Annotated in this window: 6 protein-coding genes; 3 read left to right on the top strand and 3 right to left on the bottom strand. The window is 40.9% G+C overall.

The genetic code is table 11. The annotated features are described in order from the left end of the window. Positions 1–21: 21 nt before the first annotated feature. The 3 genes from NSB03_RS03030 to NSB03_RS03020 are packed head-to-tail and all read right to left on the bottom strand — an operon-like array spanning position 22 to position 5,941. The gene (locus tag NSB03_RS03030; protein ID WP_024986435.1) at positions 22–3,198 is read right to left on the bottom strand and encodes a SusC/RagA family TonB-linked outer membrane protein; all 3,177 of its coding nucleotides are present in this window, start codon (positions 3,196–3,198) and stop codon (positions 22–24) included. Between the two features lie 57 nt (positions 3,199–3,255). Next, positions 3,256–4,869, bottom strand: a complete 1,614-nt coding sequence (locus tag NSB03_RS03025; RefSeq protein ID WP_024986434.1) for a fimbrillin family protein — start codon at positions 4,867–4,869, stop codon at positions 3,256–3,258. Positions 4,870–4,927: 58 nt separating this feature from the next. Then, the gene (locus NSB03_RS03020; protein ID WP_157447982.1) at positions 4,928–5,941 is read right to left on the bottom strand and encodes a fimbrillin family protein; all 1,014 of its coding nucleotides are present in this window, start codon (positions 5,939–5,941) and stop codon (positions 4,928–4,930) included. Between the two features lie 398 nt (positions 5,942–6,339). Here NSB03_RS03020 and NSB03_RS03015 point away from each other — a divergent pair, with 398 nt between their 5' ends. The 3 genes from NSB03_RS03015 (at position 6,340) to NSB03_RS03005 (ending at position 12,873) form a co-directional block, all read left to right on the top strand. Next, on the top strand, positions 6,340–7,518 hold the full coding sequence (locus NSB03_RS03015) for a tyrosine-type recombinase/integrase (protein ID WP_024986433.1): 1,179 nt from the start codon (positions 6,340–6,342) through the stop codon (positions 7,516–7,518). A 114-nt stretch (positions 7,519–7,632) separates the two neighbouring features. After that, positions 7,633–10,764 (top strand): SusC/RagA family TonB-linked outer membrane protein, encoded by a 3,132-nt coding sequence (locus NSB03_RS03010; RefSeq protein WP_024986432.1) that lies wholly within the window; start codon positions 7,633–7,635, stop codon positions 10,762–10,764. 24 nt (positions 10,765–10,788) lie between these two features. Beyond that, on the top strand, positions 10,789–12,873 hold the full coding sequence (locus NSB03_RS03005) for a RagB/SusD family nutrient uptake outer membrane protein (protein ID WP_024986431.1): 2,085 nt from the start codon (positions 10,789–10,791) through the stop codon (positions 12,871–12,873). Positions 12,874–13,156: the final 283 nt, after the last annotated feature.

Genomic DNA, 13,156 nt, shown 5'->3' with positions numbered 1-13,156 from the left:
ATATCTTTCCTTTTGCTGTTTTTAGAATCCTAATTTCAAACTCAATGTATAAGTCTTGGACAATGGATAAGAAGGAGCATTGGTAGCTCTTGCTTCCGGATCTCCCCATAAATAAGGAGTAATTGTCCACAGATTATATCCAGCGAATGACAACTGACAGGTATTCAGCCCAAGTTTTTTCATCAACGGAAAATGGAAGTTATATGCTACTTGAAGCGTTTTCAGACGCAAATACTTCGCATCTTTCTCATAAAGTGTAGAAGTAGCATAGTTATTCGTCGAATTCTCAATCGTAGCTCTCGGATATTCGGAAGATTGCGAAGGATTTTCCGGTGTCCATGTATGATCTAGATGGTAGGCCAACAATCCTCCTTGCTCTCTATTTGAAGTCGAATAGAAGGGCTGACGGAACACATCTGAAATCATACGGCTCACATTCCATGCACCTGTCCATTGAGTACTTACCTCCAGATTCTTCCAACTAAATCCCAAGTTAAGACCTGCCATATATTCCGGATCATCCGTAAAACCATAGTCATAACTTGCATCGTTCGCATCAATCTTCCGGTCACCGTTCAAGTCAACATATACCGCATCTCCATTTTGAAGAATATTTTCGTGTGTCGGGAACGGGCGGTTGAATGTCTGTTCATACAATGCCGGAGTATTTTCATCATAGAAACGCCAGAAAACAAATTGGCTACGAGAACCGATGCGATGACCTTTTTGATATTGATACAGGTTGTTTTGCGGAGCTTCTTTCTTTTCCAGAATCTTATTTTGGTTGTAAGACAAGTTAATACCTGCCCAATAACGGAAATTCTCACCAATCTTATCGTTCCACTTGAAAGAAAGTTCCCATCCCCAACTGTCCACGCTTCCTAAATTAGCGAATGGAGCAATAAATCCAAGCATTCCCGGAGCAGTTCCATCTCGCAAAAGAATGTCATTACGACGTTCTTTATAGTACTCGAAAGTCGTTTTCAAGCGGTCGTCAAAGAAATTGGCATCAATACCATAATTCTGTTTTAATGCTTTCTCCCATGTCACAGAAGGATTGTTCTTCGCCACTTCACGTGCTCCCAAAGCAACCGTACCGTAATCTACACCAAACGCATATCCCCAAGCATTTGCAGAAGAATTTGTTGTCACACGGTTTGCCAAGTCACTCAATCCCACATTATATGGGTCAGGAATATACATGAATCGGGAACCTCCAATTTTATCATTACCCACCAATCCAATACTGGCACGAAGCTTTAAGAAACTCACCACCGACTTCAACGGACGGAAGAAATCCTCCTCACTCATCACCCAACCGATTGAACCTGCCGGGAAATAAGAGAAACGCAAATCGGGCGCAAAGTTCTCAGATCCGTTATAACCCACATTAAACTCAGCCATATAACGGCTCTTCCAATCATACGTGGCACGTCCTACCACTCCGACATATCCACGAGGAATATCAGGATACTCTTTGGGATAATATTCCTTCTGTTGATTATATAGCAACAGAGCTGTCACTGTATGATCTCCAAAAGTCCGGTTATAATTAAAGCTGGCTTCCATATACCAATCACGCTTCTTGCCTGTAGAATATGAATACTTCACATCCGTATTCTCGCCAAACTTACGATAGGCAATACTTCCATCTTCCATCAATACGGGAGTATACGTGGCTACAGACCCTCCCGAACCTATTTTATTGACAGTAAAAGAACTGTTGTAAGAACCTTTTGCTTTAAAAGAAAGCCCTTTAGTCAGAAAATCCAGTTTTTGGTTCAAAACAACATCCACATTCAGTGCATTATTATTAGACTGGTTAAATCCATTACCATAATATCCCATTCCCGTAGTTCCGGTAAAAGGCAGCTGCAATCCATCGGAGAAAATCTCACTGGTTGCATTTACCAATTTCCCATCTATGATTCCAGGACTGGAAAAAGGAGTGGCATAATACATATTCTTGATCAGACCGGAAGATCCCTGACTGGTACGCGGCTGATCCGAATTATTCACATTACCACTGATATTTAATGATAAAGTAGTGGTTTTAGTGACATCCATATCCAGATTCGTACGATAATTAAACCGACGATATTGATAACTTAAATTATATGGAAGATTAAACTCACTAAAAAGTCCTCCTTGTGTATACGCACCCGCAGAAATGAAATAACGAACCCTGTCCGTTCCTCCCGAAATATTCAGATTGTGCTGACTCTGAAGCGTCGCGCTTTTCATTATATAATCCGCCCATTGTATGTCAGGAAAACGAATCGGGTCGGAACCATCCTTGAACTTCTGAATCACAGCATCGCTGAACATAGGAGATTTTTTATCACCGGTCATCATCTGATTATGGAATCGGGCATAATCATAAGAGCTAGCCTGTTCCACCATCTTGGTAGGCATCAGCACGGAAGCAGAAGTTGTAAATGAAATTTTCGCCTTTCCTTCTTTTCCTCGCTTAGTCGTAATCAGAATGACCCCATTGGCTCCACGGATACCAAATACAGCGGTTGCCGAAGCATCTTTTAAGATGGAGATAGATTCAATCTCATTCGGGTCGATATCGTTCATACTTTCACGGTCCACACCATCCACCTGAATCAATGGCGAAGCGTTCTCCCAAGTAGCTTTACCGCGAATCAAAATTTCAGCGGCATCCGCTCCCGGCTCACCGGAATATTGCACGGTGGTCAAACCGGTCATCTGACCTCCTAATACATTGGAAACAGAACCTACCGACACACGGGTCAGTTCCTCTCCTTTCACACTGGCAATAGCACCGGTCATGGTCACTTTCTTCTGCGTACCATACGCTACGACTTCCACTTCTTCAAGCGCAGTCACGTCTTCCACCAGAATGACTTTGATATCATTCTTCGCCACCACAGTCTTATCAGTATAACCGATAAAAGATATTTTCAGTTTTGTCCCGGGGCGTACATTTATTCTGAACACACCGTCAATGTCGGTAATCGTACCGTTGGTTGTCCCTTCCGCAAGCACACTTGCCCCAATTATAGGCTCTCCCTGGCTGTCAACGACTGTTCCTTTTATGGAGTTTTGCTGCTGCACAGTCTCAACAGCTGCCGAAACAGGCTGCAATCCCCATGCAGGTGCAAAAGTTGCCATTGTGAAGAACAAAGCGACAGGCAAAGTGGTCCCTTTTATAAAGTTTATCTTATTCATATATGTATATGTTCATGATATAAATATAGTTAACGAAGTTCTATGCATCGTTTTTAGTTAGAATGCAAGCATCATACGGAAATAACCGGCACGCGACCCACGTTCGCAAATAATATGGTATCTTCCGCCTCCCATGCCATGTGTCCATTGGTTGGCAGCAGAGCGTTGTGTACTACTCCAATAATGTCCACTATTCGTTCCATTATCAACAGAAGTCATGGCATCGCCATTCACATTTTTGAGACATGCATTAATAGCGCTCATATTACTTGCTACCCGCTCCCAACACATGATAGAAGGCAAATACCAAGGAGTCACCCCTGAAGGAACAGCCACTGTCTCACGGTAAGCCATGATATGCCGATAAGCCCAGTCGCAAGTAGAAGGACTTCCTTTTCCTTCATAACACATGGTAAGCAACTGTGTATTATTATATCCCATCAATGCAGGGAAAACCAAATGAGCATCATTCTTATTCGCATCTTTTTCGGTATTAGAAATCACAAACTTACCTGCCCATTCTTCGTCATTAGTAAACCAGTCGGAATAAGTACCTGCTTTACCTGTATGGAACATATGCAGATCGGTTTCTTCCACCAATGAATTTTTTAGAGATAATACAACTCCATGCGTACAAGAAGGAAAATCACGACGCAAGGCATCAACTTCTGCGGTATAAAGATCGGAATGAGTTACACTCGGTTCAGGGTTTCCCACATAACATACAATACCAATCACATTGTCCGGCAAATTGCTCTCATCTGTATCCACAGAAACAATCTTACCATCCGCACAGAAATAGTCTCCTACCTGCAACGTATGATTAATCTTACTTTTATCTTCTATAGTATACATCTTTGCCGTGCCCGATTCAAGAGTACCTTTCGCTTCATATTCCATCTCGTTTACTCCGGTATAAGTACCTTTCACCAAGAATTCCTTGTTAGGATTGACCAAGAAACGGTATGTATCGGTTGTTGCCTGATAATAAGGAGTTGCAGCAGCATTATTCAAGGTGAACGAACCGGCTGCTATCGGCATCAAATAATCATCTATACCACCATTGGTAAAACTGTATGTCAACTTAGGCATTTTCACCACCGCAAGTGCCATTTCATGTTTCATGTCAAAAGCAATCTGACCTTTCAAACGGTCGCCTTTCACAGTACCTGTACTTGTCATCAGGTCATACTTCGTATAGTTTCCTTCTCCCTGATCCGCTCCAATCGTCCATTTTTTGATGTATTCTTCAAAAGGATTTGTCACTGCGGTCGGATCAAAAATCACATTCTTATTATATGGATAATATGCATAGAATTTCATTCTTTCAAATTCCGAACCTTTATACTCAATGTCATCCCCTCCATCAGACAATACCCAAACACCATCTTCCATGGTGAACTGTCGGTTTCTGATTGCTTCTACCACCACATCTCCTTTGACGGCAAACACACCGATAGCATCTCCGTTTGAGAATCTGGTAGCATAACCCGATTCAACGGCACGTGTTTCACCTTTATCCATATCTGCGAAACCTTTGTCAGACACACTGATTTGAAATCCTTGCAAAGCGTCCGGATTATCTCCACCCAGTTCTTCATTTTGAGAACAAGAGGCAATCATAGCGGCACCGGCAAGGAAAAGCATTGATATATAATTATTTACTTTCATAAATTTCCTATTTTTATTCTTAGCTGTTTTTGTCTATATATAAATATGGTATAACCGATTATTTTCCGACAGGCTTGGAAGTAATTGTTTCTTCCGTAATATTCCAATCAGGATTTGTTATCTCAGTTCCTGTATTAGCCATTCCCGGATCAGAAGTAATCGGATCGTTGTCCTGATTGGTCCATCCTAGGATTTGTGTTTCCTCCGTAATATTCAACACATACTTATTATCGGTATATTTGTTTGCCTTGATAATATAATTGTAAGAATATCCCGGTTTCAATTCGGTCAGGTTCGCAAACTCGGCTTCATAAAGATAACCGTTCATACGTGCTTGGATGGTAACCTTTCCTTGAACTTTCTGTGGCAACAATATAGCTTGTATCGTATAATTGTCTTCTGCTCCTATTTTATCCCACACAATATCATCTTTTAATGAAACAGGTTCTTCGCTTACCGTTGTTTCTCCTGTATTGGGATTGAAAGTTCCCGTGTTTTTCAATCCGATAAGATAGCACGTGATATCATTCAATTCCACTCCTTCGCCTGCTTGGAATTCCAATTTAATGCGACTCATGATATGATTGAATGCTAATTTCACATTTGGATTCTGTGAAGTAGCTTTAGACTTTGCGAACAGAAAGTCAATTTTCGCACGGTCTTTTGCCGTTGCTTGAAATTCGCTGGTTGTAGAGACAGCTACCGCAGGTTGCTCCTCTCCGGATTTTCCCATAAATGGCGCATACGCCACTACATCATATTCATCAGAACCCAGCACCCAAATATCCTCAGCCACACCACCTTTGGCTGCAAAGCGGCTATCCCCTTCGTATAAATAATTAATGTTCACCTGATTGGTTCCACAAGTAATACCTACCGAGTCTTTTAACTCCCAGTTTGTTTCTGTAGCTCTCGTTACAAGTTCATTAGCTTCGTGATTATTAATTACTGCACTAAAAGAAACTTTTGCTCCGGGTTCACCGGCAAATTTGATATCTGTTTCTTTAATATCGTTACTACACCCTGCCAAAAGCAACAGAGCAACAGCAGCCGTTACATAGTTTTTTCTCATACCATGTTTTTTAAAGTTAAACATATGATTGTTGATTAGTAAAATCATGACAAGATTGGATGGATAGCAAACATATTCTTTCCTCGTCAGCAAGTAAAGAATACAAGATTGGTTTGTTGTTTTTCATACGCATAGTAATATCTTGTTAAGTTAAACAAATGTTAGATTCTCTTTTTATTAAATGCTTTTTCACAATTATAGCTGTGAAAAAGTGTTGCAAACATAAAGACTAAATTAAAATATAACAATGCAGAATCGTACAAATGCATGGAAAATACCGTCTTTTGCACGATATTCCATGCTACAAGCCGGATTTTTAATCTACGGCTGATGGTTATGAGCCTTTATGTTTCTATTTTATTGTATGGGAAATAGTAATTTATAAACCTAAAAATGATATGGCGAATTTTTCAATTGTAATTGTTCCGACTAAAAAATTATCAAATGGTAGACATCGAATAAGGATCGCAGTAGCACATCATTCGCAGACTAGATATATATCTACTCAGTTTACTTTGGATTCTGCCAGTCAGATAAAGAATGGTAGAGTTGTCAGACATGAGAATGCTGCGAATATGAATGCTTGTTTACGAAAACTGATAAACGAGTATGAGGAAATCGTTACATCAATCAGTTATTTACCTGCAATCTCATGCACTGAACTGATACGTATTATTAACTACGAACAGAAGAGAAAAGGAATAACTTTTCAATCTGTCGCAAAGGAGTATATGGATTTCATGAAAGGAGAAGAACGAGAAAAATCTTATAAACTTTATAAGATAGCTTCAGAAAGATTCATTAAGTATATGAAAGGGGATTTTCCTTTAATTCAGTTAACTCCTCTCCATATACAAGAATTTGCAAATGTTCTTCACGGAGAGAATTTGGCAGATACTACCGTCAGAATATACCTGACCTTGATAAAGGTAATATTGAATTATGCTACAAAAATGAATTATGTAACTTACTCTATCCATCCTTTCATTCTTTTTAAGATGCCTACAAGCAATGTGCGGGAACTCGATTTATCAATAGATGAACTAAAAAGAATGCGAGATGTGCATCTTTTTAAACCTTCCTTGTTGATAGTAAGAGATATTTTTATGCTTACCTATTATTTAGGTGGTATTAACTTGAGAGACTTATTGGCATATAATTTTAAGGATAAAGACTATATGCGCTATATACGTCATAAAACACGTAATAGTAAAAAAGGAGAGAATGAAACCGTATTTACTCTGCAACCTGAAGCTAAAGTAATTATAGATAAGTATCTGACAAAAGATGGTTATCTGAAATTCGGGAAGTATTCATCTTATAAACAGATATACAGTTTGATTTTCCGTCATATAGGCAAACTCTCAATACTCTCGGGAATAAAGAAGAAAGTTACCTATTATTCCGCCCGAAAAACCTTTGCACAACACGGATATAATTTAGGAATCCAGATTGAAAAGATTGAGTATTGCATAGGGCACAGTATGAAAAACAATCGTCCTATATTCAACTATATTAAAATCATGCAGGAACATGCTGATAAAGTATTTAGGGAGATATTAGACCAGCTATTGTAAAAGGTTACCTCATTGTTGCCTGAAAATAACTTTTTCGATTTCATATTTTCCTTATATACAGTGATTTCACTTCAAATCATGAATCTAACATTTGTTTAACTTAACAATTAAAGTATGAAAAGCAACAAAAAAGGTAATCACCTGTATGCCTGTAAGGATACTATCCGACGGCTATTTTTCTTCACTTTGTTCTCCCTTTTAATAGTTGGAGCCTATGCCCAGAATAAAACGGTCACAGGTACAGTTATTGACTTTACAGGAGAACCAGTTATCGGTGCCAGTGTATTGGTCAATGGCACAACCAATGGTACTATAACAGATTTGAATGGTAAATTTACCCTCTCTAATGTACCAGCTAAAGGTATGATAACAGTTACTTATATAGGATATAAGAAACAAGAAATTTCTGTCGCAGGAAATACCAATTTCAAGATTACGCTTCAAGAAGATTCGGAAACGTTGGATGAAGTAGTAGTTGTGGGCTATGGCGTTCAGAAAAAAAGCGATGTGACCGGTGCTATGGCGCGGGTTGGAGAAAAAGAACTGAAAGCAATGCCTGTAAAGAATGCCTTGGAAGGAATGCAAGGAAAAACAGCAGGTGTGGACATCACTTCCAGTCAACGCCCCGGTGAAGTAGGAAATATCAATATTCGCGGGCAACGCTCTATCAATGCCGAACAAGGGCCGTTGTATGTTGTTGACGGCATGGTTATTCAAAACGGCGGTATTGAGAATATCAACCCTTCCGATATTGAAGCTATTGATATTCTGAAAGATGCTTCGGCTACGGCTATCTATGGTTCGCGTGGTGCCAACGGTGTCATCCTTGTCACTACTAAAAAAGGGAAACAAGGAAAAGTTACCTTAAACTATTCCGGTACTGTCACCTTTGAAACATTGCATGACGTAACAGAAATGATGTCTGCATCCGAATGGTTGGACTATGCCCGTATAGCTAAATACAATGCAGGCTCCTATGCATCCGCCACTCCGACATACGAAACTGACAAAGCAGCCTTCGGCAGTGTAGCCGCTTCTTGGAAAAATATCGACCAGGCATGGTCAAACGGTAATTACGACCCTTCAAAAGTAGGTTCTTACGACTGGGCTTCCCACGGCAAGCAAACCGGAATTACTCATGAACATACATTAAGCGCATCCGGCGGTTCGGATAAGTTCCAAGGGTATGCTTCATTCGGCTATATGGATCAGAAAGGTACACAACCCGGTCAGGCTTATGAACGTTATACCTTAAAAACTTCATTTGACTCAAACCCGGTAGAATGGTTCAAAATGGGAACTTCCATCAACGCGTCCTACTCTACCCAGGACTACGGTTATAGTTTCTCTAAATCCGTAACCGGTTCCGGTGATTTCTACAGCGCATTGAGAAGCATGCTTCCATGGACAATGCCTTATGATGAAAACAATGAATACATCCGCAATCCGAATGGTGATGTCAATATCATCAATCCTATTCGTGAACTGGATTATAACACCAATCAACGGCGTACCTTCCGTGCATCAGCCAGCATGTATTCACAAATTGACTTCGGCAAAATATGGAAACCGTTGGAAGGCTTGTCCTACCGTATCCAGTTCGGTCCTGAATTTCAGTTCTATACATTGGGAATTGCCAACGCAGCCGACGGTATCAATGGCGACGGGAACAACGGCGCACAATATAAAAACGAACAGAAACGTGCATGGACATTAGATAACCTGATCTATTACAACAAGACATTAGGCCAGCATAATCTAGGGTTGACATTGATGCAATCCGCATCGGCTTACCATTACGAAATGGGAGATATGAGAGCTACCAATGTTGCGTCGGCAGATGAGTTGTGGTATAATATGAGTTCTGCCGGTACACTGAAAGCTTTTGGTACCGGTCTGACAGAGACTCAAATGGCATCTTATATGATTCGTTTGAACTATGGTTATAAAGACAAGTACTTATTAACAGCATCTATGCGTTGGGACGGTGCTTCTCAGTTGGCCGAAGGACACAAATGGGCGAGCTTCCCTTCTGCTGCCCTTGCATGGAGAATGGACCAGGAAGATTTCTTGAAAGATGTCAGCTGGCTTAATCAGTTGAAACTCCGTTTAGGTGTCGGTGTCACAGGTAATGCAGCTATCCAAGCCTATGCTACTAAAGGAGCAATCACCGGCCTATATTACAACTGGGGACAAAATGATTCTTCATTAGGTTATGTGCCTTCGGATCCATCACAGAAAACACCGGCTAAAATGGCGAACTCTACTTTAGGCTGGGAAAGAACGACCCAATACAATGTCGGTGTTGATTATGGCTTCTTTAACAACCGTCTCACCGGTAGCATTGACGCATACAAGACCAAGACGAACGATTTGCTGTTGGAAATGACTATTCCTTCATTGACCGGTTACGTTTCCACTTATTCGAATGTAGGTAAGACATCCGGTTGGGGTATCGACCTGCAAATAAACGCAATTCCGGTACAACTGAAAGATTTCTCATGGAGTACAACCCTGACATGGTCTATGGATAGAAACCGGATTGACCAGTTATCTAACGGCAGAACGGAAGATGTAAACAACAAATGGTTTGTAGGAGAAGAAATCGGTGTTTATTATGACTGGGTATATGACGGTATCTGGAAAACGGAAGAAGCCGAAGAAGCTGCCAAATACGGACGTAAGCCGGGACAAATCAAAGTGGAAGATTTGAATAATGACGATACGATAGATGCTAATGACGATAAAAAGGTGGTAGGTTATGTACGTCCTCGCTGGACAGGCGGTTGGAGCAATACCTTCAATTACAAGAACTTTGAACTATCTTTCTTCATTCTGTCACGCTGGGGATTCACCGTACCTCAAGGTGCTGTCACACTTGACGGCCGCTATATGCAACGCAAGGTTGATTACTGGGTAGCAGGAACAAATGAAAATGCAAGATACTACTCACCGGGCTCTAACGGTGAAGGAGCAGACACTTACAACAGTGCCATGAATTACCAGGACGGTTCGTATATCAAAGTGCGTAACATTTCATTAGGTTACAACTTTACTCCGCAACAATTGGGCAAACTGGGTATCAATAACCTGAAATTATATGTTCAGGCAATGAATCCATTCAATATCTATAAGGCATGTGATTTTCTGGATACCGATTTAGTGAACTATGACAACAATACCAGAACGTTCGGTTCACCCACTACTTTAAAGAGTTTTGTCATTGGTGTCAATATCGGATTCTAATAAACAATTAAAAGTAAGAACATTATGAAAATAAATAAAGTATTATTCGCAGCTATACTAACCAGCGTTATGAGCGGTTCGTTCACTTCGTGCAGCGAATCATTCCTTGACGAAGAATTAAAGACCCAATATAGTACCGACCGTTTCAAGACACAGGAAGGCCTTGATGAATTAGTGACCGGAGCTTATCAAAAGTTGAAATTCAAATTCAATTATATCTGGGGAATCCAATGTTATAACATGGGAGTAGACGAATTTACCGATGCTAACAATGTGATACCGGCATGGAATCATTACAGCCAGGACTTGAATTCTTCAGAAACTGCTGCTAACCAACCGATATGGGACAACTATTACGGATTGGTTGAACCCGCCAATATACTTCTCCAGAACTTGCCGCAGTATTACAATACAAGTTCGCCTACCTATAACACCCGTTTGGGAGAAGCCTATTTCCTCAGAGCTTATGCCTATTTCGAACTGGTGAAACAATTCGGTGGCGTACCCTTGAAACTGGAACCTTCTACAAGTGCGGAAACTTACTTCACACGTAACTCGGAAGAGGAAATATACACTCAGGTAATATCCGACTTTGGAGAAGCATACCGATTGCTGCCGAAACAAGGAGAATCTGTCGGACGTATCAATAAATACGCAGCCGCCCATTTCCTGGCAAAAGCACATCTGTTCCGTGCTTCCGAATTGTATAGCAGTTGGAACGGGAATTATGTATCTTCCGATTTGGACGCAGTTATCCAGTATGGTTCAGAAGTGGTAGCCGCACATCCACTGTGCGATGACTATGTGGAATTATGGGATTACCAGCAGCCGAACGGTGCAAACGAAAAAGTCAGCGAAGTAATCCTGGCTGCCCAATTCTCCAATGACGAAGCAACATGGGGACGTTTTGGAAACCAAATGCATCTTTATTATCCGTCTGTATATCAAGACCTCAGTGGTTGTAAACGTGACATTTCCGGCGGACGTGAGTTCTCGTATGTCAGTGCTACAGAATATACCATGCAAGTGTTCGACCGTGTCAACGACTCCCGTTTCTGGAAATCATTCATCACTTGTTATGGAGCCAACGAAACCAAAAGTGCCCCGGAATGGACAGACGAAGATATGCCATACGCTCCGGCAGGTGTCAACAAAGGTGAAAAACGTTTCAAAGGCGGTGAGCTAGGTCTAAAATACATCGTCAACAATCCGGGTGACAACCGATATGAAGCATATCCTAACGCTCCGGCATATACAGTATTGAAAGACGGAAAGATGTGTAACACATATACTTATGTACGTTATTTCAAAGGACAATCCCATAGCTGGAACCTAAATGAAAATGAAAAGACCGGCAACTATTACAATATTATCCCGCACAAGCGTTCGGTCGCTTTGTCTAAATTCCGTGACGGTTACCGTGTTTCCATCGCTTCACAATTTGGTACTCGTGACGCTATCATTGCCCGTTCGGCAGATGATGTGTTAATGGTTGCCGAGGCTTATATCCGCAAAGGTGAAGCCAATTATGACAAAGCAATCGAATGGATTAATAAGTTACGCAACCGTGCCGGCTATGCTGACAATGAAGACCGCAGCAAGAACGTAGACGGTGGACAATCCTATAAGAACAATCCTTTCTGTTCAGGAAAAGGTGGCGGTCACTCTGACGAAGGTGCCATCTATTGGGACAAAAACACATACTATGAATCCAATAATATGGAAGGTGCAGAAACTACGGCTTCAACCAAATCTGCAATGAAACTGAATAGCGTGGCAGACGTTTATAATTCTACAGTTGACACTCCTATTTATAATGAATTAGGTTGTACGTCCAATGCCGAAAAGATGATGTGTTTCTTATTAAACGAACGTACCCGCGAACTTTGTGGTGAATTGCAACGTTGGGAAGACTTGGCCCGTACCAAAACATTGGATGCCCGCTGGCATAAATTCAACGACGGTGCTACCCGGGGGATTGGCGAATTCAATCCAAGCAAACATTATTATCGTCCAATTCCACAGGCGTTCTTAGACGGTATCACCAATTCAAATGGTTCTGCATTAAACAATGAGGAAAAGAAAGCAATGCAGAATCCCGGATATTAATCTTAAATAGATATTGTCGATATTGCCACTTATGCTTCTTGAATAAGACTTTATAATCAAGAAGTATAAGTGGCAATTCTTTTGTTGATTTCTAATAAAAACAATAGCACCCTACAAATAGAATCTTCGTAAGATAAGTTCCACCAGTTTCACCTTATAGCTGAAACATCGATGAATAAGGAGATAGCGGGTGAAAGCGTAGGGGAAAACAGGTGAAGGCTTCCATTATCGCTTTCACCTTTTGAATTTATTTATACCGATTGCTGGACATATAGAGCCATCG

The sequence above is a fragment of the Bacteroides acidifaciens genome (assembly GCF_024623065.1).
Classification (GTDB): domain Bacteria; phylum Bacteroidota; class Bacteroidia; order Bacteroidales; family Bacteroidaceae; genus Bacteroides; species Bacteroides acidifaciens.
This window is presented reverse-complemented; position numbering and strand designations above follow the sequence as displayed.

What these genes read in the sequence shown, in the direction of transcription:
- NSB03_RS03030 (WP_024986435.1), bottom strand. Translation starts at nt 3,198, where the DNA reads ATGAATAAGATAAACTTTATAAAAGGGACCACTTTGCCTGTCGCTTTG.
- NSB03_RS03025 (WP_024986434.1), bottom strand. Translation starts at nt 4,869, where the DNA reads ATGAAAGTAAATAATTATATATCAATGCTTTTCCTTGCCGGTGCCGCT.
- NSB03_RS03020 (WP_157447982.1), bottom strand. Translation starts at nt 5,941, where the DNA reads ATGAGAAAAAACTATGTAACGGCTGCTGTTGCTCTGTTGCTTTTGGCA.
- NSB03_RS03015 (WP_024986433.1), top strand. Translation starts at nt 6,340, where the DNA reads ATGGCGAATTTTTCAATTGTAATTGTTCCGACTAAAAAATTATCAAAT.
- NSB03_RS03010 (WP_024986432.1), top strand. Translation starts at nt 7,633, where the DNA reads ATGAAAAGCAACAAAAAAGGTAATCACCTGTATGCCTGTAAGGATACT.
- NSB03_RS03005 (WP_024986431.1), top strand. Translation starts at nt 10,789, where the DNA reads ATGAAAATAAATAAAGTATTATTCGCAGCTATACTAACCAGCGTTATG.